The sequence below is a fragment of the Cyanobium usitatum str. Tous genome (assembly GCF_003011885.1).
GTDB lineage: Bacteria > Cyanobacteriota > Cyanobacteriia > PCC-6307 > Cyanobiaceae > Cyanobium_A > Cyanobium_A usitatum.
Genome location: NZ_PXXO01000005.1, coordinates 100,817 through 125,582, shown reverse-complemented (window position 1 = coordinate 125,582; position 24,766 = coordinate 100,817). Strand labels below are relative to the sequence as shown.

Here is a 24,766-nt window from a genome sequence, read left to right as displayed (position 1 = left end):
GTTATCACCGGCTCTTGACGCAGTAACAGCCGGATAAATACCACCCCAGCCGATCACTGGCCTACCACATCGGCACGTAAGGCAAGGCCCCTCCTCAACGATCTAGCTCTGCTGGAGCAGGATGATGGTAGAATTTTACGTAGTCCATGAGTGTTGGTCTACAGGGACTGCTGACAATCGTTGCCATTGTTGCTGTATCTCCCTTCGTAGCTCGACTTTTTGGAGGCCGGCTTCCAACAGTCGCGCTATTGATGTTGGGGGGGATTGCTGTAGGGCCTTCTGGCCTGGCCTTGGTGCAGCAGGATCCAGCGATTGATCTTTTCGCGAAGATAGGTCTTGGATTGATCTTCGCCTTAATAGGACTGAATATTGATCAGAAAACCCTTAGCGGCACCCCAGGCCGGCTGGGGGCCTTGGGATGGCTTGCCACTCTCATTGTGGGGGTGCTTCTGGTCTCGGTGCTGCCCCTCGGCGATGGGTTACGTCCGGTTGCATTGGTGGTGGCACTCAGTTCGACCGCCCTATCGACATTGCTGGTGATCCTGCGGGAGTCGGGAGAGTGGGATTCACCGCTGGGGCGGTTGTTGCTTAGTGCAGGCACTTGGGGACAACTGGGCCCGGTGTTGGCCGTGGCTCTGTTGCTGGGATCTACCAATCCCATCACAACTGTGCTCAGTGTTGCTCTTGTGGTGGTGGTGGCGTGGTTGCTGGCATTGGTGCCGGCGCGGATGGGGCAGTCAAGTTGTTGGTATTGGTTTGAGTCTGTAGCGGGCTCAGCATCCGCCACGCCAATGCAGCTGCTGTATCTGCTGGTGGTCGGACTAATTGCCTTGTCGGAGGCGTTGGGGGTTGCCATCCTGATGGGAACACTGCTGGCAGGCTTGGTGATGAGGCGGTTTGTCGCCGAACCCGACATCTCCCCTGCGATCAAGCAACTGGAGGCGTCGGCCTACGGTTTATTCGTACCGCTGTTCTTCGTCGTTGCCGGTGCTCGGCTGGACCTCGCCTCTGTAGCAGCCCATCCCTGGGGACCGGTGATCTGCTTAGCGGGGATTCTCTTGATACGTGGTCTGCCCCAGTGGCTGCTTTATCGCCAGGCGCTGCCTGATCGGATCGAACGACTGCGCTTTTCGCTGCTGGTGTCACAGTCACTCAATTTGCCGATTGTTGTCGCCTATCTCGAGGTGCAGGCCGGGCTGATGTCGCCGCAAGTGGGAGCAGCTCTGGTGGGCGGCAGCCTGCTGTCAGTCTTACTGCTGCCGGCATTAGCTATGGCGGTGAAGCGGTGATCCTGTTTAACCAAGATGAATAGGTGCTGATCTCTTAGGGCTTTTCTTCTGGCCACGCTTGAGGGCCATTGTTTCTGATCTAACTAACTACTTTGATCTGACTAATTACTTTAAACGCCCTGCTGCAATCAGAGCAACCTTTCAGGGCCAGCAACGACCACACCCCACTCCAGCAGTGAGGCGGTCACCAGCGCAATCGCGCCGATGGACCAGGCCGAGCAAATCAGTCTCTGTAGCAGCAGGGCACGGAAAGGAATCATCAATTCATCCGAGTCGACTTTTTGAGGGCTGGGCTTGCTAGTGCCATTGATTGCTTCATTCTCACGGCAACGGAGCGGACAAAGGTGTGACGATCCCTACCTGTTGATGTGACGATTGCCGCTGGTCCAGTCCCCTGGCCCCTACACCCGACCCTGGCGATACAAAAGGCCTTTGCTCAGCCAAGAGGAATCCGGCAGAAGGGTTGCCTGCGGAAGCGCCGGTAGACATCAAAGTCGCTGTCGAGCGTGAGGATCTCAGCGATATCAAGCCGCTCGAAGAGGCACACCAAGGTGAGATCGGCGACCCGGGCATAGTCCTCTGGAAGCAGGTGGTTTTGGGCAGCCAGTACTGCAGGGTTACCTGGATTACCAAGCAGGCAGAGCACCTCAGCGATGCAAATAGGTGAGGTGATGAGCTGGGCAGTGTTCTGGTCAAAGAAGGCGACAACCGCTTGATGGAGCGGTTCGTGCTGCCAGTGATCGGTACGCAGAAAACCATGGCCATACCTGAGGTAAACGACGACTTGGACCGGCTGGGTTTTAGGGGCTGACTCCTGCAGACTGACTGCAGCCACTGCCTGACAGTGCAACCTCTGGATCTGTTCCTCAACTTGATGCTGGGCTTAGTGGGCTCGGCTTACCTGCTCTATGGCCGCAAGCAGGCTGCGGGCCTCCCCATGCTCTGCGGGCTGATGATGATGGTGGAGCCTTATGTCGTACCCGGTTTCATAGGGCAGCTGCTAGTGGGCATCTTGCTGGCGGCCCTCCCATTCCTGCGCCGTTAAGGCCAGCTTTGGTCGGCTGCTGCTCTTGCTGGCTGATGAGCTGATCCGATCACTCGCCACCGTTTTTGCAAAACCTGAGCACGGTGAGCAGCAACCCTGCAGGCTGCGGAGCAAATCAGTTAGTGCTCCGCTTCGGTTTGCGGGCCTCCGGTGAGCAAGCCCCGGCACGGCTAAGGCTGGTGGAGTGAGGGGTGGCCGGAGCTGCCCGCTGGGCTGGTTCAGCTCCGGGAATTACTGCGTCAAGAGCAGGTGAGGGGATGATTCAGCAAGCCGTTTGTCACGGGTGGCAAACAACTCAGCCACGGGCTCAATGCGCCCTTGAATCACAGAAGCCACGCGCCAAATACCTCCCTTCTCTTCTCCAAACATTGATCGCACGCAATGCCTGATAACACCCTCACCCCTGACTGCCTTCACAGAATTGGTGGAGCCCAGCTCTTCATGAGCCCTACCTGGACCCCAGAACAGAAAGGGGTCAAGGTGCAGATCGTGGATGTCTTTGCTCTTGAGCTCGCAACGGGCTACAGCAAAGACCCAGAAGGCAGGCTCCTGCTGAGTTCTGAGCCCTCAGTCAGTAGCGGCAGAACCTGGTCATTGGCTAAGGCCTGCCAGTTGGTCCGCAACGACAGAAGGCCCGAGCGCTGGGTGGTGTTGCATCGCCACAAGAAGGCTTGGGGATTGTTCTGGGTTGGTGGTGGTTTGGATCAATGCCGAGCTGCTCTGACGGCAGCCATGGGTATCGAGCAAACAGGTGGAGCCCTCGTACCTGCAACCCCAGAAGCGCTGCTGCGATTGATCTTGACCCTGGAGGAACCAGAGGTCGAGCCTGTCCTGATCACCAAGATCAAGAAACAGAAAAAAGCCGCAGATGAGGAGGAGGAGGAACCGCTCAACCGTCACCAGGGCTTCCCTTGGAAGGCCGTAGCGATCACCTCGGCTGTATGGCTAGCTGCTCTTGGCCTGCTTGGGGCATCGCTGACAAGCCAGCTCCAACAGCAAGATCAACGACTCCAGCAACTCATCGAGCGGCTTGAAGCTCGCCCGAACACCGTGAAGCAATGACCACCGACACCCAAGGCTCTGAACCTGCCGGCCCGTTGCTGAGAGGATGAAGTCTGCGGTGCTTGAGGCATGGCCGATCCGATCAGTCCGGGCGAAATCGCTGGGATCCAACTCACGGCCAAGTCCCTTCGTGATCTCTCGCCGCCCCAATTCAGCTGCGTGGCAGCCGAGCGGCGCCATCGCCAGGAACGCCTAGCCGGAGCGCTGCGGATTTTCGGCCGGCTGGGGTTCGGGGAAGGCGTAGCCGGCCACATCACCGCCCGCGATCCGGAATTCCCGGATCACTTCTGGGTTAACCCGTTCGCGCTGTCGTTCAACCGCGTGCGCGTCAGCGACCTGCTGTTGGTGAACCACGCGGGCGAGGTGGTGATCGGCGATCGCCCGGTGAATCGGGCGGCGTTCGTACTGCATGCGGCCATCCACGAGCTGCGTCCGGAGGTGATCGCCGCAGCTCACGCCCACTCGCCCTATGGCAAGGCCTTTTCGAGCCTTGGCAAACGGCTCGATCCGATCACCCAGGACTGCTGCATCTTCTTCAACGACCACGAGCTGATTCAAGAGGATGGCGGCAAGGTGGTGCTGGAGGAAGCAGCCGGCCGGTCCTTCGCTGCGCAATTCATGCAGGGGAAGGCCGCCATCCACCAGAACCACGGCCTGTTCAGCGTGGGAGAAAGCGTGGATGCAGCCGCCTTCTGGTTCATCTCCATGGAGCGCTGCTGCCAGAGCCAGCTGCTGGCCGAAGCGGCCGGCAGCCCCCAGTTGATCCGGGAAGACTGGGCCACCTACACCCGGACCCACATCGGCAGGCCCCAGGATGGGTGGCTGGGGTTTCAGTCGTTCTGGGAGGACATCCTCCACAGTGATCCTGATCTGCTGGAGTGACAGCCCACACCGGCGTGCGAGGGCGGAAAAACAGACACGGCAGCTCCTTTACTGGTGCCTCCACGATGGGTGCAATGTGCCGGGTCTGACCATGAAGGTGATCGTTGATCTATGTGTGGTGCCGATCGGGGTGGGCGTGCACCTGGCCCCCTACATCGCCGCCTGCGAGAAGGTGCTTACAGAAGCCGGCCTCAAGATCCAGCTGCACCCCAACGGCACGGCGATCGAGGGGGAGTGGGAGCCGGTGTTCGCCGCCATCGAGGCCTGCCACAAGGCGGTTCACGCCATGGGCTGCCCTCGCGTCTACACCACCGTCAAGATCAATACCCGCACCGATAAGGAGCAGACCCTGGAGGACAAGGTGGCCAGCGTGCAGGCCCTGCTCTGATGCCAGGCCAGCGAGACCAAGCCAGCGAGGTTCTCGAGTTCTGGTTTGTCGAAACCAGGCCGCACCAGTGGTTCGCCAAGGACCGGGCCTTTGACCAGCTGCTGCTGCAGCGATTCGTTGCCCTGACCCGACGCGCCATCGCCGGTGAGCTCGGCGCATGGGATGCAGAGCCGACCGTGGCTCTGGCGCTGGTGCTGCTGCTGGATCAGTTCCCGCGGCAGATCTGGCGCGATAGCGCCATTGCTTTCGCTGGTGATCCACAGGCCCTGAGGTTGAGTCTGCGGGCGGTGGAGCTCGGCTGGCTGGAGACCGAACCCGAGCAGGCGCGGCGTCAGTTCTGGTTGATGCCGCTGATGCACTCGGAAGACCTGGCGGTGCAAGAGGCGGCGCTGCCGCTGTTTGAGCGATTCAGCGATCCGCGCACTGCTGATTTCGCCTGCCGGCACCGCGATGTGATCGCCCGCTTTGGCCGTTTCCCCCACCGCAATGCCGCTTTGGGGCGGGTGTCTAGTGCGGCGGAGCTGGCCTTCCTGCAGACAGCAGGCTCACGCTTCTGAAGCGGTTCAGACCCTGCGAAATGGTGGCGGCGTCCATGGTGCAAGGGATGCCCGCTGGGTTGGTATTCGTCAGGCGGCTATTGCGTCAAAAGCCGTTGATGCCTGTCCTGCTGGCAGTTCTATGTTGCAGATCTTGCTGAGCTGCCGTGCCCCAGAGCGAACTACTGCGGTTCTTGGCACATGTGAGGGCTGATCCAGCCCTGCGGCAAATGATGGCTGATGCCCTTACCGCTGATGAGGTGTCGCTGCTGGCCCAAGAGCGGGGCTTTCTGGTCTCTGGCAGCGACATCCTGCGCTTCCACGGCCAGTCGGCTTCTGGTATCCGCATCAGCCGTATCGATCACCCTGGTGAATATCCCGGTCGCTACTACTGAGCGCGCTTTAGCCCGCGATCACTACATACAAAACAAAACCCCCAGGGTTGGCCCCGAGGGTCGTCGTGTCCTCACACGCTGGAGCGTGGAATGGGCTAGCGAAGCTGCTGACGTTGGCACCTGGGACCATGCATTCCAGGTGTGGGGCGGATGGTCCTCCTGAGGGCACCTGTAGCGGTGCGGCCGGAGTGTCGATCAGTCAGGCGCACAAGGTAAGCGGCACTGGGGAATGCTGCTCTCTTGCCCGACTGAACGACCCGCCCACAGTTAGATAAAGACTGTTGGAGCAGGGGCCTGCGGTCAGCGTGCTTCTCGAACCTGGCGGGGTGGCGTGTCGTCCATGTTGGGCGCCTCCTGGGTTGATGAGCACAGCATCGCTGCGCCAGCGGCTGAGCACAATCAGCTTTTAAACGCATTGCTTCTGGCTGCAAATCGGAGCAAGGTGGGATTGCTTTGTGGCATGCAGCCGCTCAGACCCTGCGCAGTGGTGGCGGCTTAGATGTCTAAGCAAGAAGAGTGACAGATGCCATGAGCAGCTACCGGATGCAACGCGACGACGGCATCAGCCACGGCATAGCCGGTCAGGTGTTTGACAGCTAGGACGAGGCATATGCAGTGCTTGAGCGCTACTACGCCGATATGTGCTGCTCAGACGGCCGTGAGTACTACCGAATCGTGGACCTCGGTGAGCAAGCTCCCTGGCTCCACCGACCTCACCCCTCCCCCTTGAGCCAAGCCCGCAGCAGCTTGTGGCGGTCCGGTTCGTTGCCCGGACAAAGTGAGGCAAATGAACTCTGAGCAACTTCAAAGCCTTGCTGTGCTGGCTCTGGCGATGATGCCGGTGGCAGTGCTGTGGTGGGTCTGGATTCGGATGCTGGGCTGATCGCTGCGTTGCTGGTGGCAGTGTTTTTGGCTTCGGTTCCTGCCTGTCGGTGGAAGCGGTGGCGCCGCCTTACTTTTAGACAGCGGTCATATCGACGGCATCCCTGATGACTGAGATTCTCCAGTTTTTGGCGTTGGTAGCAGGCATTGCAGGGCTAGTAGTAGCTGCTGTTTTGTTGAACGAAAGGTTCAGCACTCGTTCAGAGGATGAGCGCCTTTTGCCAGAAGAGTTTCAAGAGGAAGACGAAAGGGAACACCTACAGCGTGTGATGAACGAAGTGCATGAGCGCGTCATGTCAAGTCGTAAGTTTATACGCGACCGCATGAGTGATCGCATAGACAAGCAGCCCAGAACTGGCTCCAGAGGCGGTAGATACACAATTGGCAAAACCAAAGACGGGCACCCCTATCGGCGCTACTTCTGACGCAGCCAGCTAGGGCATCAAAAAGTATCAGCGCCGGGGCCGATCAGCGGCGGTGTGGCTGGTCGCGGTAGGGCTGAACACCCACGTTGGGGGGCAGGGTCGCGTGCTCCTCTCGGGGGTTGCCGAAAGCGTGGCCAATACTGTCGCCGATCCAGCGGGCAAAGGCGCGGAGTGCAGCCATGGTGGAGACCTCATGGAGGACCCTTCCAGCCTGAAGGGGCCCTGGCAAATAGCAACAGGTAGAAGCACCTGTTCGCCACCCCAGCCGTTGCGATTGATCCACTACATCAATCAGGACCATTGCAGGCGTTGCTGGTGGCCGAATTTTTGGCTTCGGCGCTTGCCTGACTGTTGAAGCGGTTTCGTTGCCTTGCTACTGATGCCGATCTGACTGCAAATTTCAAGCCATCCATGGATCGCAGCTCGCACAACCCACCGCCTGTTGGATCGCCAGAGTGGCTGGAGGAGCTGGATCACCCCTCCTCCCGGAGGCACGCCCTGAGCAGCTTGTGGTGGTCCTGGCCGTCGAGCAGCTAAGCCGGAACTGCTGACAGCCTTCCAGTGGGGTGCTGGGCTCGGGCGATGTCCTGGGCATGGGCAGCGTCGAGGGACTGCACCATCTCGATGCCGAAGCCGGCACCGTCGGCGAAAAACACGGCGAATTGGGGCATCACCAGAACAGCGGTTCACCCAGGTGGTAGCCGCGGAGCAAGCTTGCCCACCGCCGCGTAGGCACCTAACGGTCTGCGCCATTTAATGGGGGTCCCTCTACCCGTCTGCATGACTCCCCTCTGGCTGAAGCTGCGCTGGCCGGTCACAGCACTAGCGCTCGGCGGTATGGCACTCGCCGGCTTGGAGCGCCTCAGCAAACATCCAATCCAGGTGAAGCTGGAGCACAGCTTCACGGAGCCGCTGCAACTCAGCGGGAAGGTCAAGGGGGAGCTGAACATGCCAAGGGCGGTTCAGATTGAACCCACCCGCAGCCTGGCGGTGAAAGTGGTTGAGCATGCTCCGATCAATCTGAGCATGACTAACAAAACGCCGGTGGAGGTGCAGGTAAGCAATACCCAGCCGATCCAGGTCAAGGTGGATGAGAGCAAACCGATCCAGGTGGACATGGATCCCCAGGCACCAGTGAAGGTAAAAGTTGGGTTTTGAGATGTGACAAGGGCCGTAATTGTCGACAACCGCCCCGTCGGGTGCTGCGCTCGGTTGATGTTTTTGCTGGCATGCAGATGCTGGCTGATCGCCCCCCCCACCCCCGGAGGCTCCCGCGCCAACGTCAGTGGGGCCATTGGGATGGGAAAGCCGCGCTCTGTAACAGATCCCTGCAGTTTCTAAGGCTGCTGGAGCGATTTGCTATCAAGCAAACAAATCAAATCGCTGGGTGATCCAGCTTGCCGATGAAGCGTTGGTACGCACTTGGGGTTTCGGTGTTGTTGGTGGGTGGCCTAGCTACACCTTCGCTGGTGGAGGCCCGCGGTGGCGGTGGTGGTTTCGGCGGCGGCGGCGGACGTGCCGGTGGCTGGGGCGGCGCCGGGGCTGGTGGTCGCAGCTGGGGTGGTGGAAGTTATCACTTCCAAAACAACGACTTCCAGCGGGGCTACCAGGGCAATCACCCGATGTATGGCGAAGGCACCCGTAGCAACTGGGGTGATGACAATCGGGTGAACGGTAGCTTCGACAACGACCGGTTTAACCGCAACATCAACGTCAACAACAACTTCTACAATCGTGATTACAACGGTTGGAACAACAACTGGCGCAATGGCGGCTACTGGGGCAACCGCCCTTGGGGAACTGGTTGGTATGGAGGTTGGGGTGGCTGGGGCTGGTGGGGTGCCAGTTCCGCGGCCTGGGGCCTGGCAGGCTTGGCCACTGGTGCAGCCATCACCGGTCTGGTGGATGCTGCTTCCAACAACAGTTCTCCTGTGATTGTTGTTCCGAATACCAGCTACGAGCTCAACTATGGCTCCGTTGAAGCCGTTGGCACTTATGGCGCCAGCTTCAACTACAACGTCGATGGTCAACAATTGATGGGTGCCGCGAACTGTCAGCAGGGGTTGCTGAATGGTCAGCAGCCCGGCACATCAGACCAAGCTCAGCTGCTCAATGCGGTGTGTCAGGTGGCCTACGGATCGGGCAGTTGATGCTCGGTGTTCGGTCGCTCAGGTCGGCCGAACCAGATTCTCCGGAGTGTCCGCCAGGACGACAGCGATAGTGGCCTAAGGCTTTGATGCTTGCGGGCTCCCTGCTGGCGCCCGATCACCAGCAGCAGGCTGATGGCCCTTCGGCCAGTCTTCTGCGGTGGTCAGGACAAATTAGATCTTTCGCAAACGCGGCTTGTTGAGGTGATGCATCGCATGCACCACCACGCCAAATAGCCCTGAGCGATCAAAGACCTCCAGGTCCAAAGGAATTGCTGCTTCTCCTGGCGATTCGGGCCAGGCATGATTGGCAGCTTCGGCTTGGTAGGCCTGGTGAGCATCTTGGCCGCACCTGGCATCGGCCGTCTGGTGGATCGCCTTGGTTCCGATCAGATCGTGGCGGCCGGGGTGACCTGCACCGCTCTGGGAGTGCTGCTGTTGGGCTTATGGCCTACATCCCTGGTGGGCTTATCTCTGGGGTTGGTAGCCGTGGATCTGGGTGTACAGGGCAGCTTCGTGGCTAACCAAACCCGCATCTATGCCCTCGACCCAGCCGCCCGCAGCCGAATGAGCGGGCAATTGTTTTTCACCGCTTACCTAGGGGCAGCCCTCTGCTCTATAGCGATCTCACTGTTCTGGAGTCAATGGCAGTGGCCCGGAACCTGCGTTTTTGCCCTTGTGTTGGCTTCGATAGCGCTTTTGCTGGAGCGCAGAACCTGGTTGCCATCAACCCGTAGAAGCTGAAGGTGGGGTAACCCCGATTTAGTGGAGAGTGATCGAGTTTCTACTGGCCTTACTTGTGGCAGGGGATTGGTAAGCCTGTCCTGCTGAACATGCCAAGTTGCTCCCGTCTCGGCATGGTTCATGTCGCTAGGCGCAGCTCATGTTGTGACTAGGGAATGAGCTGGTCTGAGTGGAGGCTTTGAGGGGAAGCGACGGAGCAGTCATCGCGCTGCCGCTGTACTTCAGCCACAGGGATTGAGCCTCACTATGCGGCGCCATTGCAGGCCTGGCCAGGATCCTTGTTTCCGGCGGAGCGTTAGTATCAAGTCCCAGTGGGCGCGCAGCTGCAGTCGCGGCGGCCAGCGAGATGCCGATGTTGCGCGAGCTTGTTCTGGCCATCGGCATCCCCCTAGTCCTGCTGCTGCTGGCGGTGCTGGCGATGGAGCAGTGGCGTGATCAGCTGCCTGCCTGGCTGCAACGGTTGGCGGAGCGTCCGTCCTGGCTCTGGAACACCGGCATCGGGCTGATCATTGGCCTGTCGCTGCTGCGCTGGTTGTTGCAGCGCTGAGGCTGGATCTGGCTAGGTTCAAGGAATAACGAGGAACCGGCGGTGTCGTACAGGATCCGTTTACTGGAGACAGAGGAGGGTTGGTCGGTGAGTTGCCTGGATCTCCCTGGCTGCCACTCCCAGGGCGAGACCAGGGAAGAAGCTCTTACCAGCATCCGTGAGGCCATCGGTCTTTGGCTTGAGGTGGAGGCAGAAGAAGCCGGTATCAAGCAGGTGGAGACGATTGAGCTGGCGATCTGAATGCCTCGCTTGCCAGGCATCAGCCAAAAGGATGCGGTTCGTGTGTTCCAGAAGCTGGGCTACCGCATTGTGCGGGAGTCCGGCCACTTGATCTTGAGCAATGGAGAACGCCGGTCGCGACCAGGAGAGTGCAGCGGCATCAAGCAACCGCTTGGTGTGGTTCTGCAGGGCGCACCTATCGGTGCTGCTCAGCAGGGCGCACCTATCGGTGCGACACCAGAAACGTCTCGATTCAGTCTTGGTAGCGCCGAGACTGAGCAGATAGGCCTTTGGTGATGAGGTCCTTCAGTGGATGGTGGCTGTGCCCAGGCTTGATTCAGTGCGGTGCTCCAGTCGCTCAGCGAGCCAGACTTTGATGATCGATTGACGTGTCACGCCAAGGCGGGTGGCCTCACGATCGAGCTGCTCGACCATCCAGAGGGGGAAATCAACATTGACGCGCTTTTGCTGCAAGCGGGGCCGCGTAGCGGCGTCGAGATCAAGTGCGTCGAGCACGGTGTCACCAGCATCAAAGCGACGATCGAATTCAGAGCTGTTCATAGAGCTGTACCTCTTCCAGGCGGGAGCGACGGACAGAAATGAGACGGATGGCCTGGCGGCGATGGGTGATCACGGCTGACCAGTGCTTGCCATGGATCTGAGCAATGACGAGAAACCGCGGCTCATCTGTGGTGCGGGCTGGGATTTCCAGTAGGTCGGGATCGTTCCACAGAGCCTGGGCATCGACGAAGTCGATGCCGTGCTTCGCCTGGTTGGCCTTGCTCTTGAGCGAGTCGAACTCAAAGTCCATAGAGTGCAAAATCTATACCTTTTTTGGCGCAGAGGAATGGACGCTCTGCCGAATTGGGATAGGGGCATCACTGGGATGGCCCTAATCCCCTGATTCAGTTTTGGCCTTCAGCTCCGTTCACTAGCGCCAGGCGGAGTGACGGCACCCTCTGGAAACCGGCATCGCCAGTGACCATCACGGCACCGGCACCAAGCTGCAGACAGCTGGCTGCCTGCAGCGCATCGGGGGTACGCAGGTTGTGCTCGGCCCGTAATTGCGTGGCCTGCTCCACAACAGCCGGGCTGAGCTCCACCCATTCCAGGTCCGGGTGCAGGAAAAAGTCATCGAACCGGCTCAGGGCCTCCGCATCCCGCCGGCGCAGCGGTCCAACTCGGCACTCCAGCCAGCTCAGGCGGCTGATGGCCAGCTGCAGGCCCCCTGCGGAGGTATCTGCCGTTGTGGCCAGCTGCCGCAGCTGTTGCTTCAGAACCTCGGCCCACGCCTCTGTTCCTTCTACGGCGTAGATCACGGCGCTGGCATCGAGAAAGGCAATCACCACTCGCGTTCCTGCCGCAGCTCAGCGTCGATCTCCTGCTTGCTCCGGGCTGTCGCTGCTGAGGGCAGGGCCAGTAACCAGTCCAGGCAGCTCGGCCCTGCAGCGGCTGGACGATCAGCTAATCGCCGCAGGCGGTTGTATTCAGCTTCACTGATCACTACGGCCGCTGGGCTGTTGCGCTTGAGCAGATGCACCGGACCAGCACGTAGGGCTTGCTCCACCGCCGCGATGCCGCCCCGCTTGAGCTCGGCCGAACGGAGCACGTTTAGGGGCTGGTCGGCCATGGACAGACTCAGCAGTCGATAGGGCAACCCTAGGCCGCCTGGGCATTATTTGGTACTGAAAGCAGTACTGCTTTTGCCATGCGGCCCTGATCCCTCAGCGGGATGTGGCTGCTGAGGCGTAGATCCAGGCGACATCAGCAGCAGCCGTAGGAACTGATCACTGAATTCCACAGCTGTCGTCCAGTTCTCCGCCTCGCTCAGGCCAGAGCTGCGGGTGGGCTTAAAGCTGTGGTCACCACTAGGTATCCAGCGCAGCTGTATCTGTTGCGAGAGGCTGTAGGAGTCAACCTCCTCACGGCGCCCAAAGCTGTCGCGTTCGCCCTGCAAGATCAGTGCTGGCGTCTGCAGGGTGGCCAGGTGCTCGGTGCGTAGCTACAGCGGCTTGCCTGGTGGATGGAAGGGATAGCCAAGGCAAAGGCAACCCTTCACCCCATAGCTGGCTGCAAGCTCGTTTAGGAGCAGGCTCGCTACCCGGCCGCCCATCGACTTGCCGCCAATAAACAGGGGCAGGTTTGGATTGAGCTGCCTCTCCAGCTGCACCTGCTTGCGTAGGGCCTGCTGCGCTACCTAATCGAGCACAACCGCTTCTCCAAGCCCCTGCCTGGCGATAGCTGGTGGCACCACCCCAAGGCGCCGCATGTGCTCGAACCCGGCCCGGCCGACTCCAGCCATCCCTACCCGGTGGAGCTGGATCTGCCTAGCTGGACAGTTGCGGCCGACATCGATCTGCCCAGCTGGCTATTTGCCTTTGGCGGTGGCATCCGCATCGAAAGCCCCGACGTGCTGCGGCAGGAGCTGGTGGACCGCTGCCGGGAGTCGATTGGTGTCAAGGGCGGTCGGCAGCCAATTTCAGAGCCTGCTGAGCCAGCACTGCGCAGCAGTTTTTCCAATCGGCTGCGTAATGACTGATCAAGACACCGCAAGTCGGGACCAAATCCCGGTAAGCAATTGATGCAAGGCCCCTGAGAAGTGGCCGGTTTCCTCGCTCCGCTGGCGCGGGCGGCGCCTTTTTGGCGCTGAAAGCAGCCGCCAAGAGAGGAAGCCACATAACGCTTGAACACGGTTTGGGTGCCTTTTGGGTGCCCTGCTGAAGGCCTATCGGTGAAAAGTCAATCGGGGCGACAGGATTCGAACCTGCGACCTAGTGCTCCCAAAGCACCCGCGCTACCAAGCTGCGCCACGCCCCGTCGCTGATGAGCTTAGGGGTGCGCCGGCGCCATCAGGCAAGGCTCAGCGGCCTAGGGATCGGATCAGGTCCAGGAGGTTGCCACCAGCGGCTGGCGGCTCGACGGCTCGATCGATAAACCAGAGATAGCCGGCTAGGACATTCAGCCCAATAACCAGCAGCCAGACCCGCCAACCCTCTGGCAGTTTCATCTCAATCGCAGACAGGCCAACCCACCATCCTTTCCAAAGCGGGCCAGGCCTGGGCAGTTGACAATGCGATTTCACGCCTATAGTACGGGTGTATTAATGGTCCAGGGTCATGATTTCCACCCCGGCATCCGCCCCGGTTTCCTCCCCCTACGCCGTCTTCCGCGCCGAAGAGTGGATGTCACATTTGCAGACCTTTTGTGCTGCTCCAGTCCGGGGTCACCCCCAGTCCCCTGGTCCTCGCCAAGGCTCGGTGCTGGTGCAGGGCGAATTATTTGAATTCATGCTCCCCGCGCCTAGCTAGTGTTGAAATCAACACGCGGGGTCCTGGTCATGGTGATGAGCTCCGGCAATGGCGACTCCACTGATATCGGTCGCTCGGTGATGAAGTGGGGGCGAGATGGCGAATTGTCCGTCCTCGACCTGCGCTCAATCCTGGAGCGACTCAGCGCCGTAGATGAGCAAGCTGCCGGGCTGATGGATTGCCCCTTGAATCCACCCAACTAGTTCCTTAGCAGTCAGTTACTAAACGGCTAAGGCAATGCAGTCGATTTCAACCCGAGCCCCCTTGGGCAGAGCCGCCACTTCGACACAGGCCCGAGCCGGCGACACCCCATCGCTAAATAGCTCCGCATAAATCGCATTAACCCGAGCGAAATCGCCCAGGTCTGCCAGAAATACCGTGGTGCGCAGCACCTGTCCTGGGCTGCTGCCGCCAGCTTCCAGCACGGCCTGCAAGTTGCTGAGCACCTGGCGGGTCTCGGCCTCCACATCGCCAGCCCCCACCATCAAGCCAGTGCTGGGATCCAGGGCGATCTGACCGGAGCAATACAGCACTCCCCCCGCCTTCACCGCCTGGTTATAAGGGCCTACTGGCGCAGGGGCGCTGGCGGTGATTACGGCTTCGGGCTGCATCGGGTGACTCATGCCAGGTCAGGATGGTGGCTGAGCCTATGGCCCTTGCCGGTCCTGCGCCGATCGCCAGCCCCCTTGCCGAGCTGATGCCTGCCGATTTGCCGTTGCGCGAACACGTGCAGCTGCAAGGCCTGTGGCACCGCTACGCCAATGCCACAGCAGGCGACTGGACGTTGCAGGGCATTGATCTAGCCCTCCATCAGGGCGAATTGGTGGGCTTGCTTGGACCCTCCGGTTGCGGCAAAACCACCCTGCTGCGCTTGATCGCTGGCTTTGAGCGGCCAGAGCGCGGTTCTGTATTGATCGACGGCCGGGCCGTGGCCGGTCAAGGCCGCTGGCTACCACCGGAGCGCCGCGGCGTTGGCATGGTGTTTCAGGACTACGCCCTGTTCCCCCACCTGGACGCCTGGCGCAATGCCTGTTTTGGCCTGCGGCGCGGTCAGGACAGCAGCCGGGCTAGTTGGTTGCTGGAGCTGCTCGGGCTCAATGGCTTGGAGGGCCGTTATCCCCACGAGCTTTCGGGCGGCCAGCGCCAGCGGCTCGCATTGGCCCGGGCCCTGGCGCCGGGCCCCTCCGTGGTGCTCCTCGATGAACCCTTCTCAAACCTCGATGTGGAGGTGCGCCTGCGGCTGCGCAGCGAGCTGCCCGCCGTGCTTTCGCGCTGTGGTGCCAGCGGCCTGATCGTTACCCACGATCCCGAAGAAGCACTTGCCATCTGTGATCGAGTGGCGGTGTTGCGCGATGGGGTGCTGCATCAATGCGCCAGCCCCAGGCAGCTGGTGCAGCACCCCGCCACCTCCTTTGTGGGGCGCTTTGTGCTCCAAGGCAACCTGCTGCCGGCCCAGCGATGTGGTGAGCAGGTGGTCACAGCTCTAGGAAGCCTGCACGCCAAAGCCGGCTCCTCCCTGCTGCCCCAAGGGGGAGCTGCAGGTGATAGCGAGGAGGTGCTGGTCAGTCCTGAGGCGATTGGTCTCCATCCAGATGCGGAGGGCGAGGCCTGGGTGCAGGGGCGAGAATTCCTGGGCCGGGAATGGCTCTACCGAGTGCAGCTCGGTGATCTGAAACTACGGCTGCGCTTGCCTTTGGAGGCTGAATACAGCCGGGGCCAACGCTGCCGGCTAACCCTGCGCCCCGGAGCCCTTGGTGTGCTCTTCCCATCCCAGCAGGCCCTGCAGGTTGGCCCCCCTGCCCAGCGGCCCTAGCTGGGCCAGTGATCCTTACTAAGCCGCAGCTCGGCCAACTGCTCCGGGCTACTTGCTCGCACAAACAAATTGGTGGCTCGCTCCAGCTCCACGCTGCTGGGGATGGTGGCTTCGCCCCGGGCCCGCGCCGCCCCAACCGCCGCCAGCCGCGCCTCAATAGCACCGGCGCAGGGATCGCTGGCTGCCACCACCGCGGCGGCCCAGCCCAAATTGGCTTGCGTGTATTCATGGGCGCACCACACCTTGGTGGCTGCCGGTAGCTGGGCCAGCCGCTGCAGCGAAACATGCATGTCGGCTGCGCTGCCCTCAAACAATCGCCCGCAACCCCCGGCAAACAGGGTGTCGCCGCAGAACAGGTGCCCGGAAGCGGGCAGGTAGTAGGCGATGTGGGCGCGGGTATGCCCCGGCACGGCGATCACCTGCACCTGCTCACCCAGCAACTCAACGCTGTCGCCATCGCCCACCCCCATGGTTTGCAGCGGAATTCGCAGCAGGTCGTCGCGGCTAGCCAGCACCGCCGCCTTGGGCCAGCGGGCCAGAAGTCCGGGGGTGCCGCCGATGTGGTCGCTGTGGTGGTGGGTTTGCAGGATCGCCACCAGCTCCAGCCCCTGCTGCTCGAGGGCAGCGATCACTGGCTCTGCCACGGCAGGATCGACCACCACCGCCTGGCCCTGGCGCTGCATCAGAAAGATGTAGTTGTCGCGCAGTACCGGAATCAGCCCGACGCTGAGTTGCTGCATCGTTAAAGTCCAGTTTGTGGCGCCTTTCCATGATCACCGCTGCAGCCCCGGCATGATCACCGTCGCCCTCGCTAAAGGTGCCCTGCTTAAGGATTCGGTGGCCCGTTTTGCGGCCGCTGGTCTCGATTTCGCTGGCCTGCTTGAGCCCGGCAACCGCCAGTTGATGGTGCCCAGCGCCTGCGGCCAGGCCCGGGCCCTGCTGGTGCGCAATGCCGATGTGCCCGTCTACGTGGCCTATGGCCAGGCCCAGCTCGGCGTGGTGGGCTACGACGTGATCCGCGAACACCAGCTGCCGGTAGCCCAGCTGCTCGATCTGGGTTTCGGTGGGTGCCGCATGAGCGTGGCGGTGAAGGCAAGTAGTGGCTATCGCCGCGCTTCCGACCTGCCCGCCCACTGCCGCGTTGCTAGCAAATTCACCGGCTGCGCCCAGGCCTTCTTTGATGCCCTCGACCTACCGGTGGAGTTGATCCATCTAGCTGGATCGGTAGAGCTGGGACCGATTACCGGCATGAGTGAGGCGATCGTCGATCTGGTAGCCACCGGTCGCACCCTGGAGGAAAACGGCCTGATCGCCATTGAAGATCTTTTCCACTCCACCGCCAGGCTGGTGGGCCACCCCTTAGCCCTGCGACTCGACGACGGTCCCCTACAGGCAATCGTCGACCGCATCGCACTGGTTGCCACCCCCCGAGGTAGCTGATGGCAGGCCTTGACCGGCAACGCCTGGCCCGCCTGCTGCCCTACCTCGGCCGTGATCGCCGCCGCCTCGGCCTCACCCTGCTGCTGCTGATCCCGGTGGCCTTCGCCGCTGCGGTGCAACCGCTGCTGGTGGGCCAGGCAATCGCCGTGTTGCGGCGAGAACCCACCCTGGGCTGGCTTGATGGCATGGCGGTGCCGGAGGCCCTGCGCCTGCTGGTGCTGTTGCTGCTTGGTGCGGTGATGCTGCGTCTGGGTTTGCAGGGCATCCAAACCTTCAACGTTCAGGCCGTTGGCCAGCGGCTCACCGCCCGCATCCGCGACGACCTGTTTGCCCACGCCATGGCACTGTCGCTGCGCTTCCACGACCGCACTCCCGTTGGCAAGCTGCTCACCCGGCTCACCAGTGATGTCGATGCCCTAGCCGAGGTGTTTGGCAGTGGCGCCGTGGGTGTGCTGGCCGACCTGGTCACCCTGCTGGTGATCGCGGTCACGATGATCTCGATCGAGTGGCGGCTCGGCCTGCTGCTGCTGGTCAGCCAGGTGCCGGTGGTGCTCGGCATTCTTTGGTTGCAAGGTCGCTTCCGTAAGGCCAACTACCGGGTGCGCGAGGAGCTCAGCCAGCTCAATGCTGATCTGCAGGAAAACCTCCAGGGCTTGGAGGTGGTGCAAATGTTCCGCCGCGAGGCCACCAACAGCGCCCGTTTCTCCCAGGTCACCGCCGCCTATCGCGAGGCCGTCAACGGCACAATCCTCTTTGACAGCGCCATCTCGGCCTTCATCGAATGGGTGGCCCTGACCGCCGTGGCCGTGGTGCTTGCCCTGGGCGGCTGGATGGTGCTCGGCAGTGCCATGGGCCTAGGCACCCTCACCACCTTCATCCTTTATTCCCAGCGGTTGTTTGATCCCCTGCGCCAGCTGGCGGAGCGCTTCACCCAGATCCAGGGGGGCCTCACCGCTGTTGAACGCATCGGCGAGCTGCTCGAGCAACCGATCGAGATCGCTGATCTACCAGCTAGTGAACGCTCTGCTGCAGCCATTCAGAGCGGCAGTAAGCGGGCCAGTGCTGGTGAGGTGATTTTCGACAACGTGTCTTTTGCCTATCGAGAAGACGACCCGATCCTCACCGATCTTTCCTTCCGCATTGCTCCCGGTGAACACGTGGCCCTTGTGGGCCCTACCGGCTCAGGCAAAACCACCGTGATCCGCCTGTTGTGCCGGCTCTATGAGCCCCAGCGCGGCCGGATCCTGCTCGATGGCATCGACATCCGCCAATTGCCGATTCCCACCCTGCGTCAGCGGCTAGGGGTGGTCCTGCAGGACACCTTCCTCTTCAGCGGCAACGTGGCCGACAATCTGCGCCTCGACGCCCCGATCAGCAGCGAAGCACTGCATCAGATCTGCGCTGAGCTTGGCCTGGAGCCCCTGCTGCGACGCCTGCCTGATGGGCTGGCCACGGAGCTGCGTGAGCGCGGCGGCAACCTCTCCTCCGGCGAGCGCCAACTCCTCTCAGTGGCCCGAGTGGCGATCCGCGATCCCTCAGTGCTGGTGATGGATGAGGCCACGGCTTTTATGGATCCCTCCACCGAAGCCACCCTGCAGCGGGATCTTTCGCGCCTGCTGCAGCAGCGCACCGCCATCGTGATTGCCCACCGCCTTGCCACGGTGGAGGCGGCAGATCGCATCTTGGTGTTGCGCAAGGGGCACTTGATTGAGCAGGGCAGCCACAGCGACTTGCGCCTGGCGGGGGGTGTCTATGCCCAGCTGGCCGACCTGCAGGAGCGGGGCCTGGCCGCTCTCTGAATCAGTCTTCAGACCCTGGCAACTTGCTGATTTACAACTGGCTGCATGGCAACTGACTGCAGGGCAACTGGCCCAGCCACTGCTGAATCGGCGCCGCCAGTTGCTCAGGCATCTGGCCCATCGGCAGGTGGCCAGCTCTAGCCAACTCGATGAACTCGTGCTCTGGGGCGTAACCGGCCAGATGGCGCACATAGCGAGATGCCATCACCTGGTCGCGTTCGCCGGCAATCCACAGGCTTGGCACCTGCAGGCGGGCAGTGAGCTGGGGCAGCTGGCGCACAGCCCCAGGGCCGGTGCTGCAGGCCAGCAGACCCTGGGCTGCCCGGCGCTCGGCGAGCAGGGGGCTGCGCACGGGATCGCTGCCCGGCAGCTCCGCCAGCCAGCCAGGACGCCAGCGCAAAAACAGGGCGCCGCCGCGGCGCACCTGGGCAAAGGCTCGCGGCTGATAGACACCACCGCCGGCGGCGATCTGGATCACCCCCACCAGTTGCTCGCCCAGTAGGGGCGCCGCATGCAGGGCGATGCTGCCCCCGAGGGAATGGCCCAGCAGCACTATTGGTCTGCCGCCCGCCTGCTCCTGGGCCGCTGCGGCTAGCCAGCGGCCGTAGCTGGCCAGGTTTGGCTGCAGCCCCCGGGGCCTGGGCCGCTGGCCAAAGCCCGGTAAATCCGGACTCCACAGCTCCCAGCGTGGTGCCAGCGCTGCTGCCAGGGGCGTCCACAACCTGCCGGCCAGCAGCCAGCCATGCAGTGCCACCAGCAGGGGGGAGGGGGCTTGGTGCACTAGCGCTCGGCAACCCGGGCCCCCCAGGCTGGCGCAGCGATCGCAACTCGAACGACCATCGGGCAGGATCGTTCCATTGCGTTGCACCCGCCCCTGTGGCTTCGGCCGAGCTCCTCACCAGCCTCTACGGGGACCAGCACCGGCTCTGCCCCACGCCCAATTCCCAGCACAGCCTGGTGCTCAGCCGCGAGCGGGAAATCGACTTGTTCGAGCTTGAGCGGCTCTGCGATGCCGTGGGCTGGAGCCGCCGGCCCCTGCGCCGCGTGCGCAAAGCCCTCCAGCACAGCCTGCTGCGGGTGGGTCTGTGGCGCCACGACCCCCGGATGCCAAAGCTGGTGGGCTTCGCCCGCTGCACCGGCGATGGCGTCGTCGAGGCCACCGTCTGGGACGTGGCAGTACATCCCCTTTATCAAGGTGCTGGGCTGGGCAAGCAGTTGATGGTTTACGTCCTCGATCAGCTGCGCTCGATGGAAGTGGATCGGGTCAGCCTGTTTGCCGACCCAGAGGTGGTGGCCTTCTATATCGCCCAGGGCTGGGAGCTTGAACCGCTGCAGCGCCGTTGCGCTTTCTGGTATTCCCCCTAGCGCCGGCTCATGTCACCCGTTTGGTAGTAGCGGCTAGCGAGCTCCTCCGCGCTGCCGCCCCGCCGCCAGGCCCGCCGCAGCTGGGCGTTGCTAAGTGCCGTCTGCCATACGCCCAGCTGCTGCCAGCGGCGACCATCAACCCTCAGCTGGGCACCCAGCGGCCTTAGCCGGCAGTGGCGCCGCAGCCGCAGCGCCAGCTCCAGGTCTTCCATCAGGGGTAAGGGCAGCAGGCCCCCTGCCCGCTGCAGCAGCGATCGGGGCAGCAGCAAGCCCTGGTCGCCATAGGGCAGCTGCCGCCAGCGGCTGCGCAGCGCTACTCCCGCCTCCACCAACCGCAGGCCAAGGCCAGCCCCAGAGATCCTCAGGTCGAAATACCAGGCCGCATCGATAGGTTTTGGTCCATCGCGGTCGATGGCCCGTGCCACGGCCTGCTGCCAGCGCTCTGGCAGGCGTGCATCGGCATGCAGCAGCAGTAGCCAGGAGCCGCTGCTGCTTTCAACTCCCAGGCCGAACTGCCTCCCCCTGCCGGGGGGGCTGGCCAGCACCTGGGCACCGGCTAGGGCCGCCACCCGGGCGCTGGCATCGGCGCTGCCGCCATCCACCACCACAATCTCCTTCAGCAACTCCCACCCCGCCGCCAGATCGGCCAGCAACAGAGGCAGCCGCGGCGCCTCATTGCGGGCGGCAATCACCACGGAGATAGTTGGGGTGATGGTTGGAGTGATTGTTGGGGTGATCAGCGCCATGGCAGCAGGTCCCTGGCCCAGTCGAGGTCGCCGCGGCGGGTTAGCAGTTCCGGCTCCAGGCCCCGACGCGCCATTGCCGCCAAGGTTTGCTCGAGCACCTGCTCGCTCCCCCAGGCGATGCCGGCGAGCAGCTCCGGCTCGGGACGCCGCAGCCCAATCAGCCAGTAGCCCCCATCGAGGGCCGGGCCCAACACCCCCTGGCGGTGCCCAAGGGACGTAAAGGCGGCTGACAGGTCGCTGGCTTCGAGCTCGGGCAGGTCGCTGCCGATCAGCACCACCTTGCTGGCCCCTTCCCTGGCGGCACGCTGAAACTGGCGCTGCATGCGCAATCCCAGCGCCCCTCGCCCCTGCAGCACGGTTCTGTCCGCCCCGAGCGCCTGGCCCCAACGGCTGGCGGCGAGGCCACCCAAGCCCTCAACGGCAAGCACCAGTTCAAGGCCGTGACCCTGGCGGGCGTCCCTAGCCGCCGCCAGGGTGTGCACTGTCAGCCGCGCCTGGATTTGGGCGGCCCTGGCTGCGCCAAGCTCTCGGGCCAAGCGTCGCTTGCAACGGCCCGGAGCCGGCCAGCGGGCCATCACGATCAGCTGGCGGCTGCAGGTGGCACTCACCCCTGGCGGGGCAGTTCTGCTGGCTTGAGCTGCAGGGTCAGCCTCCCGTCGCCGCGACGCAGGGATACGGCCAAGGGCTGACCCACCCGGCCCTGGTCCACGGCCAGCTGCACCTCGGAGGGGTTCTTTACGGCCTTGCCTCCCACCTGGTCGATCAGGTCGCAGGGCTTGAGGCCACCCTCAGCGGCTGGGCTGCCGGGCATCACCTCCACCACCACCACCCCATTCGCCTCGGGAAGCCGGCATTCATCGGTGCTGGCGTTGATCTCCCTAGCCAACTGGGGCGTGAGGGCCTGCAGTCGTACGCCGATGTAGGGATGGCTGGCGGAGCCCTTCTCGAGGATCTGGGCGGCGATCTGGCGAGCAACGTTGATTGGGATCGCAAAACTCAGGCCGGCGCCTGGGGCCTGACGGATGGCTGTATTGATGCCGATCACCTGACCCCGGTCATTGATTAGGGGGCCGCCACTGTTGCCGGGATTCACGGCGGCGTCGGTCTGGATGTAGGGCACGCGCTGGCCCTCACCTACCGCATTGGTGCGCTGGATCGCGCTGATGATTCCAGCTGTGACGGTGTTGTCGAGGCCCAGCGGATTGCCAATGGCGATGGCCCACTCGCCTGGGCGCACTTTGGCGGAATCTCCCAGCGGAGCCACCGGCAGCTTGGAAGCCACCACCTTCACTACCGCTACATCGGTGAGCGGATCGCTGCCGAGCACCTTGCCGGTGAAGCTGCGGCCATCGGGCAGGGTCACAGTCACTTCACTGGCCCCTTCCACCACGTGGGCATTGGTGAGCAACACTCCGTCAGAACGGGTGATGAAGCCCGAGCCCTGGCCCTGCTGCTGCTGAATGGTGGGTCCGCGGCCAAACAGGCCGCCCAGGGGGTTCACCAGGCGCTTGACGGTGTCGATTCGCACTACGGCTGGCCCCACCTTGGCCACCGCATCAACGATCAGGGTGTTGCCCTGCTGCAGCGGCGGCGTTGGGGGTGCATCACTGATCGGTGTCTGGGTGCTCTGGCGGCCAGGCAGCCCAGGCAGCCCTTGGCTGCAGCCCACCAGCAGCAGCGCTGCAGGGGCGACTAGCGCAGCTCGACAGCGGGGGGAGAGGCGGAGCATGGGGATGGAACTGGGCCAGGTCTGAATCCGTTTCATTAAAGACGGCCCTGCTACGCAACCATGCGTAGATTCGGCTCCTTCGATAAGGCGGAATACGGTGCAGCAGGGAGAGGAGCTGTGGCACCAGGTTCAGCAGGCCCTGCAGGCAAACCTCAGCAAGCCCACCTTTGAGACCTGGATACGACCGGCTCGCTGTCAGGGATTTGAGGCCGGCCAGCTGCAGCTTGAGGCCCCCAATAGCTTTGCCTGTGGCTGGCTGCGCAAGAACTACCTCGGCACGATCGAGGCGGTTGCCAGTGAGATCGCCGGCCGCCAGGTTCAGGTTCGGGTTTCCGCAGCCAGCGGTGATGACATCATCGCGGCGTCCGCCAGTGGTGCGGCGGCGGCTGTGGCTCCGGTGGCCGTGACCAGTCGTGATGCCGCGCCGCGGGCTACGGGCGAGACCCCCCGAAAATTGGCGCCGGGCCTCAACCCTCGCTACGTGTTCAACCGCTTCGTGGTGGGACCCAACAGCCGCATGGCCCACGCTGCGTCCCTAGCGGTAGCCGAGGCACCGGGCCGGGAGTTCAACCCCCTATTTCTGTGCGGTGGAGTCGGGCTGGGCAAAACCCACTTAATGCAGGCGATCGGCCATTACCGACTTGAAATCAACCCGGAGGCGCGGGTGTTTTATGTGAGCACCGAAACCTTCACCAACGACCTGATCCAGGCGATCCGCAAGGACGGCATGCAGGCCTTCCGCGACCGCTACCGCGCCGCCGACCTGATCCTGGTGGACGACATTCAATTCATTGAGGGCAAGGAATACACCCAGGAGGAGTTTTTCCACACCTTCAACGCCCTACACGAGGCGGGCCGCCAGATCGTGATTGCCTCCGATCGCCCTCCCTCCCAGATTCCTCGATTGCAGGAGCGGCTGATCTCCCGCTTCTCGATGGGCCTCATTGCCGATATCCAGGCTCCAGACCTGGAAACCCGCATGGCGATCCTGCACAAGAAGGCCGAGCAGGAGCAGATGGTGCTGCCCCGCGACCTGATCCAGTTCATCGCCGGCCGTTTCACCTCCAACATCCGCGAGCTGGAAGGGGCACTAACCCGGGCGGTGGCCTTCGCCTCGATCACCGGCCTGCCGATGACGGTGGAATCGGTGGCCCCCATGCTCGATCCCGGTGGTGGGGATGTGGAGGTGAAGCCGGTCCAGGTAATCGAGAAGGTGGCCGAGGTGTTCGGTGTGGGCGTAGAAGAGATGCGTAGCGCTAGCCGCAAGCGAGCCGTCAGCCAGGCCCGCCAGGTGGGTATGTACTTGATGCGCCAGAGCACCAATTTGAGCCTGCCGCGCATCGGCGAGGCTTTTGGTGGCAAGGATCACTCCACGGTGATGTATGCCGTTGAGCAAATCGACCGCAAACTTAATAGCGATCCGGTTCTTTCACGCCAAGTGCAGCAGGTGCGAGACCTGCTGCAGATTGACTCTCGAAAGCGTCGTTAAATCTCTGCTTAAATAATATTAAATTTAGCGGCACCCCTGCACTGAAATCCTATAGCTGAAGCCCAAGGCACCGGGATCCTTGCTTGCCCCTACTTTGAAATTCATCTGGGTAGCCTGCTTGCCGGGCACGCTTGCAAAGGGGCCAAACATTTTGCCTGTGCCCATCGGCGGATTCATCTCTGTATTGAACATCTGCAGGCTTGAGCCATCGCTGAACTTCATGTAGGCCTGAACGGGGTACTTGGCCTTGGGGTCGGAGCTGTTGGCGGTGAAAAAGAACTTGAAGCTGGTGTATGGCTGGTCCACCAGAAAGTCGGTGTTCCAGTTGGTGCGACCGAAGGCCATTCCGATCGGGGTGACCTTGGCCGCTCCCACCGATTTGGACACGATACGTGAGCTGCCATTTCCCCCAACCGGTTGCAGAAAGGTGCAGGTGGGGGCCGCACCGGCACTGCCGCCCCAAAGGGCCACACCCAGGGCAAATCCAGCTGCGGTAAGGCGTGTCAGAGACATGGG

General features: G+C 62.4%; 37 protein-coding genes, 1 tRNA gene and 1 pseudogene. 22 read left to right on the top strand and 17 right to left on the bottom strand.

What is annotated here, in order from left to right; all coding sequences use genetic code 11:
• Window positions 1–146 precede the first annotated feature (146 nt).
• A complete protein-coding gene (locus C7K55_RS06065; RefSeq protein ID WP_106502508.1) occupies window positions 147–1,289 on the top strand; it encodes a cation:proton antiporter in 1,143 nt (380 codons plus the stop codon).
• 436 nt (window positions 1,290–1,725) lie between these two features.
• Here the strand turns inward: C7K55_RS06065 and C7K55_RS06060 are convergent, their stop codons facing one another.
• Window positions 1,726–2,124: a VapC toxin family PIN domain ribonuclease gene (locus tag C7K55_RS06060; protein ID WP_241518217.1), complete on the bottom strand. Its 399-nt coding sequence runs from the start codon at window positions 2,122–2,124 to the stop codon at window positions 1,726–1,728.
• Window positions 2,125–2,133: 9 nt separating this feature from the next.
• On the opposite strand from C7K55_RS06060, the gene C7K55_RS06055 reads away from it, so the two are divergent.
• From C7K55_RS06055 to C7K55_RS06025, 7 genes are all read left to right on the top strand, one after another.
• Complete coding sequence (locus C7K55_RS06055; RefSeq protein ID WP_106502507.1) at window positions 2,134–2,334, top strand: hypothetical protein; 201 nt, start codon at window positions 2,134–2,136, stop codon at window positions 2,332–2,334.
• A gap of 441 nt (window positions 2,335–2,775) precedes the next feature.
• The gene (locus tag C7K55_RS06050) at window positions 2,776–3,396 is read left to right on the top strand and encodes a hypothetical protein (RefSeq protein ID WP_127431988.1); all 621 of its coding nucleotides are present in this window, start codon (window positions 2,776–2,778) and stop codon (window positions 3,394–3,396) included.
• Between the two features lie 69 nt (window positions 3,397–3,465).
• Window positions 3,466–4,278 carry a class II aldolase/adducin family protein gene (locus tag C7K55_RS06045; RefSeq protein WP_106502505.1) on the top strand — a complete coding sequence of 271 codons (813 nt, stop codon included), beginning with the start codon at window positions 3,466–3,468 and terminating at the stop codon, window positions 4,276–4,278.
• A 91-nt stretch (window positions 4,279–4,369) separates the two neighbouring features.
• The gene (locus C7K55_RS06040) at window positions 4,370–4,666 is read left to right on the top strand and encodes an MTH1187 family thiamine-binding protein (protein WP_106502504.1); all 297 of its coding nucleotides are present in this window, start codon (window positions 4,370–4,372) and stop codon (window positions 4,664–4,666) included.
• A complete protein-coding gene (locus tag C7K55_RS06035) occupies window positions 4,666–5,223 on the top strand; it encodes a DUF924 family protein (protein ID WP_106502503.1) in 558 nt (185 codons plus the stop codon). Before C7K55_RS06040 ends, C7K55_RS06035 begins: the two co-directional genes overlap by 1 nt.
• 146 nt (window positions 5,224–5,369) lie before the next feature.
• A complete protein-coding gene (locus tag C7K55_RS06030; protein ID WP_106502502.1) occupies window positions 5,370–5,597 on the top strand; it encodes a Nif11-like leader peptide family natural product precursor in 228 nt (75 codons plus the stop codon).
• 989 nt (window positions 5,598–6,586) lie between these two features.
• The gene (locus tag C7K55_RS06025; RefSeq protein WP_106502501.1) at window positions 6,587–6,904 is read left to right on the top strand and encodes a hypothetical protein; all 318 of its coding nucleotides are present in this window, start codon (window positions 6,587–6,589) and stop codon (window positions 6,902–6,904) included.
• Between the two features lie 43 nt (window positions 6,905–6,947).
• Here the strand turns inward: C7K55_RS06025 and C7K55_RS13730 are convergent, their stop codons facing one another.
• Window positions 6,948–7,085: a hypothetical protein gene (locus C7K55_RS13730; RefSeq protein WP_193486199.1), complete on the bottom strand. Its 138-nt coding sequence runs from the start codon at window positions 7,083–7,085 to the stop codon at window positions 6,948–6,950.
• A gap of 352 nt (window positions 7,086–7,437) precedes the next feature.
• Window positions 7,438–7,575 (bottom strand): hypothetical protein, encoded by a 138-nt coding sequence (locus C7K55_RS13560; RefSeq protein WP_161956125.1) that lies wholly within the window; start codon window positions 7,573–7,575, stop codon window positions 7,438–7,440.
• A gap of 109 nt (window positions 7,576–7,684) precedes the next feature.
• On the opposite strand from C7K55_RS13560, the gene C7K55_RS06020 reads away from it, so the two are divergent.
• The 6 genes from C7K55_RS06020 (at window position 7,685) to C7K55_RS13725 (ending at window position 10,858) form a co-directional block, all read left to right on the top strand.
• Window positions 7,685–8,062, top strand: coding sequence for a hypothetical protein (locus C7K55_RS06020; RefSeq protein ID WP_106502500.1), 378 nt, complete (start codon window positions 7,685–7,687; stop codon window positions 8,060–8,062).
• A 245-nt stretch (window positions 8,063–8,307) separates the two neighbouring features.
• Window positions 8,308–9,054, top strand: a complete 747-nt coding sequence (locus C7K55_RS13555; RefSeq protein ID WP_127431987.1) for a hypothetical protein — start codon at window positions 8,308–8,310, stop codon at window positions 9,052–9,054.
• Between the two features lie 300 nt (window positions 9,055–9,354).
• Window positions 9,355–9,795: an MFS transporter gene (locus C7K55_RS06010; RefSeq protein ID WP_106502498.1), complete on the top strand. Its 441-nt coding sequence runs from the start codon at window positions 9,355–9,357 to the stop codon at window positions 9,793–9,795.
• A 352-nt stretch (window positions 9,796–10,147) separates the two neighbouring features.
• Entirely contained in the window at window positions 10,148–10,342 is a 195-nt protein-coding gene (locus tag C7K55_RS06005) for a hypothetical protein (protein ID WP_106502577.1), read from the top strand.
• Between the two features lie 42 nt (window positions 10,343–10,384).
• The gene (locus C7K55_RS06000; RefSeq protein ID WP_106502497.1) at window positions 10,385–10,582 is read left to right on the top strand and encodes a type II toxin-antitoxin system HicB family antitoxin; all 198 of its coding nucleotides are present in this window, start codon (window positions 10,385–10,387) and stop codon (window positions 10,580–10,582) included.
• Window positions 10,583–10,858: a type II toxin-antitoxin system HicA family toxin gene (locus tag C7K55_RS13725; protein ID WP_106502496.1), complete on the top strand. Its 276-nt coding sequence runs from the start codon at window positions 10,583–10,585 to the stop codon at window positions 10,856–10,858.
• A 9-nt stretch (window positions 10,859–10,867) separates the two neighbouring features.
• Here the strand turns inward: C7K55_RS13725 and brnA are convergent, their stop codons facing one another.
• From brnA to C7K55_RS14020, 5 genes and pseudogenes are all read right to left on the bottom strand, one after another.
• Entirely contained in the window at window positions 10,868–11,122 is a 255-nt protein-coding gene (gene brnA / locus C7K55_RS05990; protein WP_106502495.1) for a type II toxin-antitoxin system BrnA family antitoxin, read from the bottom strand.
• Window positions 11,109–11,372, bottom strand: coding sequence for a BrnT family toxin (locus tag C7K55_RS05985; RefSeq protein WP_193486195.1), 264 nt, complete (start codon window positions 11,370–11,372; stop codon window positions 11,109–11,111). The genes brnA and C7K55_RS05985 overlap by 14 nt, the downstream gene beginning before the upstream one ends.
• A 94-nt stretch (window positions 11,373–11,466) precedes the next feature.
• Entirely contained in the window at window positions 11,467–11,907 is a 441-nt protein-coding gene (locus C7K55_RS05980) for a type II toxin-antitoxin system VapC family toxin (RefSeq protein WP_106502576.1), read from the bottom strand.
• On the bottom strand, window positions 11,904–12,191 hold the full coding sequence (locus tag C7K55_RS05975; protein WP_106502493.1) for a prevent-host-death protein: 288 nt from the start codon (window positions 12,189–12,191) through the stop codon (window positions 11,904–11,906). Before C7K55_RS05975 ends, C7K55_RS05980 begins: the two co-directional genes overlap by 4 nt.
• Window positions 12,192–12,236: 45 nt before the next feature.
• Window positions 12,237–12,731: pseudogene (locus C7K55_RS14020) on the bottom strand (alpha/beta family hydrolase).
• A 99-nt stretch (window positions 12,732–12,830) separates the two neighbouring features.
• On the opposite strand from C7K55_RS14020, the gene C7K55_RS05965 reads away from it, so the two are divergent.
• Window positions 12,831–13,100: a hypothetical protein gene (locus C7K55_RS05965; protein WP_106502492.1), complete on the top strand. Its 270-nt coding sequence runs from the start codon at window positions 12,831–12,833 to the stop codon at window positions 13,098–13,100.
• A 204-nt stretch (window positions 13,101–13,304) separates the two neighbouring features.
• Here C7K55_RS05965 and C7K55_RS05960 read toward each other — a convergent pair.
• Window positions 13,305–13,378 (bottom strand) — tRNA-Pro (locus C7K55_RS05960).
• A gap of 43 nt (window positions 13,379–13,421) precedes the next feature.
• On the bottom strand, window positions 13,422–13,568 hold the full coding sequence (locus C7K55_RS13715; RefSeq protein ID WP_193486189.1) for a hypothetical protein: 147 nt from the start codon (window positions 13,566–13,568) through the stop codon (window positions 13,422–13,424).
• Between the two features lie 109 nt (window positions 13,569–13,677).
• On the opposite strand from C7K55_RS13715, the gene C7K55_RS13870 reads away from it, so the two are divergent.
• Both C7K55_RS13870 and C7K55_RS13710 read left to right on the top strand, forming a co-directional pair.
• Window positions 13,678–13,869 carry a hypothetical protein gene (locus C7K55_RS13870; protein WP_206603480.1) on the top strand — a complete coding sequence of 64 codons (192 nt, stop codon included), beginning with the start codon at window positions 13,678–13,680 and terminating at the stop codon, window positions 13,867–13,869.
• 35 nt (window positions 13,870–13,904) lie between these two features.
• The gene (locus tag C7K55_RS13710) at window positions 13,905–14,072 is read left to right on the top strand and encodes a hypothetical protein (RefSeq protein ID WP_206603479.1); all 168 of its coding nucleotides are present in this window, start codon (window positions 13,905–13,907) and stop codon (window positions 14,070–14,072) included.
• Between the two features lie 18 nt (window positions 14,073–14,090).
• Here the strand turns inward: C7K55_RS13710 and C7K55_RS05955 are convergent, their stop codons facing one another.
• Window positions 14,091–14,492 (bottom strand): RidA family protein, encoded by a 402-nt coding sequence (locus tag C7K55_RS05955; RefSeq protein ID WP_106502491.1) that lies wholly within the window; start codon window positions 14,490–14,492, stop codon window positions 14,091–14,093.
• A 74-nt stretch (window positions 14,493–14,566) separates the two neighbouring features.
• On the opposite strand from C7K55_RS05955, the gene C7K55_RS05950 reads away from it, so the two are divergent.
• Complete coding sequence (locus tag C7K55_RS05950; RefSeq protein ID WP_193486205.1) at window positions 14,567–15,682, top strand: ABC transporter ATP-binding protein; 1,116 nt, start codon at window positions 14,567–14,569, stop codon at window positions 15,680–15,682.
• Here C7K55_RS05950 and gloB read toward each other — a convergent pair.
• Window positions 15,679–16,422 carry a hydroxyacylglutathione hydrolase gene (gene gloB / locus C7K55_RS05945; protein WP_106502490.1) on the bottom strand — a complete coding sequence of 248 codons (744 nt, stop codon included), beginning with the start codon at window positions 16,420–16,422 and terminating at the stop codon, window positions 15,679–15,681. The two genes, C7K55_RS05950 and gloB, sit on opposite strands and share 4 nt — an antisense overlap.
• A gap of 52 nt (window positions 16,423–16,474) precedes the next feature.
• On the opposite strand from gloB, the gene hisG reads away from it, so the two are divergent.
• Both hisG and C7K55_RS05935 read left to right on the top strand, forming a co-directional pair.
• The gene (gene hisG / locus C7K55_RS05940; RefSeq protein WP_106502489.1) at window positions 16,475–17,122 is read left to right on the top strand and encodes an ATP phosphoribosyltransferase; all 648 of its coding nucleotides are present in this window, start codon (window positions 16,475–16,477) and stop codon (window positions 17,120–17,122) included.
• Entirely contained in the window at window positions 17,122–18,921 is a 1,800-nt protein-coding gene (locus C7K55_RS05935; RefSeq protein WP_193486186.1) for an ABC transporter ATP-binding protein, read from the top strand. Before hisG ends, C7K55_RS05935 begins: the two co-directional genes overlap by 1 nt.
• 31 nt (window positions 18,922–18,952) lie before the next feature.
• Here C7K55_RS05935 and C7K55_RS05930 read toward each other — a convergent pair whose 3' ends face one another.
• On the bottom strand, window positions 18,953–19,789 hold the full coding sequence (locus C7K55_RS05930) for an alpha/beta fold hydrolase (RefSeq protein WP_338152864.1): 837 nt from the start codon (window positions 19,787–19,789) through the stop codon (window positions 18,953–18,955).
• 8 nt (window positions 19,790–19,797) lie between these two features.
• Between C7K55_RS05930 and C7K55_RS05925 the strand changes: the two genes are divergently transcribed.
• Complete coding sequence (locus C7K55_RS05925; RefSeq protein ID WP_106502487.1) at window positions 19,798–20,286, top strand: GNAT family N-acetyltransferase; 489 nt, start codon at window positions 19,798–19,800, stop codon at window positions 20,284–20,286.
• Here C7K55_RS05925 and C7K55_RS05920 read toward each other — a convergent pair.
• Genes C7K55_RS05920 through C7K55_RS05910 form a run of 3 tightly spaced genes read right to left on the bottom strand, consistent with a single transcriptional unit; the run spans window position 20,283 to window position 22,761 of the window.
• Window positions 20,283–21,032, bottom strand: a complete 750-nt coding sequence (locus C7K55_RS05920) for a TIGR04283 family arsenosugar biosynthesis glycosyltransferase (RefSeq protein WP_106502486.1) — start codon at window positions 21,030–21,032, stop codon at window positions 20,283–20,285. The genes C7K55_RS05925 and C7K55_RS05920 overlap by 4 nt on opposite strands.
• Window positions 21,023–21,640, bottom strand: coding sequence for a TIGR04282 family arsenosugar biosynthesis glycosyltransferase (locus C7K55_RS05915; protein ID WP_241518215.1), 618 nt, complete (start codon window positions 21,638–21,640; stop codon window positions 21,023–21,025). The genes C7K55_RS05920 and C7K55_RS05915 overlap by 10 nt, the downstream gene beginning before the upstream one ends.
• Window positions 21,637–22,761 (bottom strand): trypsin-like peptidase domain-containing protein, encoded by a 1,125-nt coding sequence (locus C7K55_RS05910; protein ID WP_106502485.1) that lies wholly within the window; start codon window positions 22,759–22,761, stop codon window positions 21,637–21,639. The genes C7K55_RS05915 and C7K55_RS05910 overlap by 4 nt, the downstream gene beginning before the upstream one ends.
• A 97-nt stretch (window positions 22,762–22,858) precedes the next feature.
• On the opposite strand from C7K55_RS05910, the gene dnaA reads away from it, so the two are divergent.
• Entirely contained in the window at window positions 22,859–24,250 is a 1,392-nt protein-coding gene (gene dnaA / locus C7K55_RS05905) for a chromosomal replication initiator protein DnaA (protein ID WP_106502484.1), read from the top strand.
• 24 nt (window positions 24,251–24,274) lie between these two features.
• Here the strand turns inward: dnaA and C7K55_RS05900 are convergent, their stop codons facing one another.
• On the bottom strand, window positions 24,275–24,763 hold the full coding sequence (locus C7K55_RS05900; RefSeq protein WP_106502483.1) for a hypothetical protein: 489 nt from the start codon (window positions 24,761–24,763) through the stop codon (window positions 24,275–24,277).
• Window positions 24,764–24,766 lie beyond the last annotated feature (3 nt).

Coding starts and splice junctions, on each gene's coding strand:
- C7K55_RS06065 (WP_106502508.1), top strand. CDS start 147: ATGAGTGTTGGTCTACAGGGACTGCTGACAATCGTTGCCATTGTTGCT.
- C7K55_RS06050 (WP_127431988.1), top strand. CDS start 2,776: ATGAGCCCTACCTGGACCCCAGAACAGAAAGGGGTCAAGGTGCAGATC.
- C7K55_RS06045 (WP_106502505.1), top strand. CDS start 3,466: ATGGCCGATCCGATCAGTCCGGGCGAAATCGCTGGGATCCAACTCACG.
- C7K55_RS06040 (WP_106502504.1), top strand. CDS start 4,370: ATGAAGGTGATCGTTGATCTATGTGTGGTGCCGATCGGGGTGGGCGTG.
- C7K55_RS06035 (WP_106502503.1), top strand. CDS start 4,666: ATGCCAGGCCAGCGAGACCAAGCCAGCGAGGTTCTCGAGTTCTGGTTT.
- C7K55_RS06025 (WP_106502501.1), top strand. CDS start 6,587: ATGACTGAGATTCTCCAGTTTTTGGCGTTGGTAGCAGGCATTGCAGGG.
- C7K55_RS13730 (WP_193486199.1), bottom strand. CDS start 7,085: ATGGCTGCACTCCGCGCCTTTGCCCGCTGGATCGGCGACAGTATTGGC.
- C7K55_RS13560 (WP_161956125.1), bottom strand. CDS start 7,575: ATGCCCCAATTCGCCGTGTTTTTCGCCGACGGTGCCGGCTTCGGCATC.
- C7K55_RS06020 (WP_106502500.1), top strand. CDS start 7,685: ATGACTCCCCTCTGGCTGAAGCTGCGCTGGCCGGTCACAGCACTAGCG.
- C7K55_RS13555 (WP_127431987.1), top strand. CDS start 8,308: ATGAAGCGTTGGTACGCACTTGGGGTTTCGGTGTTGTTGGTGGGTGGC.
- C7K55_RS06010 (WP_106502498.1), top strand. CDS start 9,355: ATGATTGGCAGCTTCGGCTTGGTAGGCCTGGTGAGCATCTTGGCCGCA.
- C7K55_RS06005 (WP_106502577.1), top strand. CDS start 10,148: ATGTTGCGCGAGCTTGTTCTGGCCATCGGCATCCCCCTAGTCCTGCTG.
- C7K55_RS13725 (WP_106502496.1), top strand. CDS start 10,583: ATGCCTCGCTTGCCAGGCATCAGCCAAAAGGATGCGGTTCGTGTGTTC.
- brnA (WP_106502495.1), bottom strand. CDS start 11,122: ATGAACAGCTCTGAATTCGATCGTCGCTTTGATGCTGGTGACACCGTG.
- C7K55_RS05985 (WP_193486195.1), bottom strand. CDS start 11,372: ATGGACTTTGAGTTCGACTCGCTCAAGAGCAAGGCCAACCAGGCGAAG.
- C7K55_RS05975 (WP_106502493.1), bottom strand. CDS start 12,191: ATGGCCGACCAGCCCCTAAACGTGCTCCGTTCGGCCGAGCTCAAGCGG.
- C7K55_RS13715 (WP_193486189.1), bottom strand. CDS start 13,568: ATGAAACTGCCAGAGGGTTGGCGGGTCTGGCTGCTGGTTATTGGGCTG.
- C7K55_RS13870 (WP_206603480.1), top strand. CDS start 13,678: ATGATTTCCACCCCGGCATCCGCCCCGGTTTCCTCCCCCTACGCCGTC.
- C7K55_RS13710 (WP_206603479.1), top strand. CDS start 13,905: ATGAGCTCCGGCAATGGCGACTCCACTGATATCGGTCGCTCGGTGATG.
- C7K55_RS05955 (WP_106502491.1), bottom strand. CDS start 14,492: ATGAGTCACCCGATGCAGCCCGAAGCCGTAATCACCGCCAGCGCCCCT.
- C7K55_RS05950 (WP_193486205.1), top strand. CDS start 14,567: ATGCCTGCCGATTTGCCGTTGCGCGAACACGTGCAGCTGCAAGGCCTG.
- gloB (WP_106502490.1), bottom strand. CDS start 16,422: ATGCAGCAACTCAGCGTCGGGCTGATTCCGGTACTGCGCGACAACTAC.
- hisG (WP_106502489.1), top strand. CDS start 16,475: ATGATCACCGTCGCCCTCGCTAAAGGTGCCCTGCTTAAGGATTCGGTG.
- C7K55_RS05935 (WP_193486186.1), top strand. CDS start 17,122: ATGGCAGGCCTTGACCGGCAACGCCTGGCCCGCCTGCTGCCCTACCTC.
- C7K55_RS05920 (WP_106502486.1), bottom strand. CDS start 21,032: ATGGCGCTGATCACCCCAACAATCACTCCAACCATCACCCCAACTATC.
- C7K55_RS05910 (WP_106502485.1), bottom strand. CDS start 22,761: ATGCTCCGCCTCTCCCCCCGCTGTCGAGCTGCGCTAGTCGCCCCTGCA.
- C7K55_RS05900 (WP_106502483.1), bottom strand. CDS start 24,763: ATGTCTCTGACACGCCTTACCGCAGCTGGATTTGCCCTGGGTGTGGCC.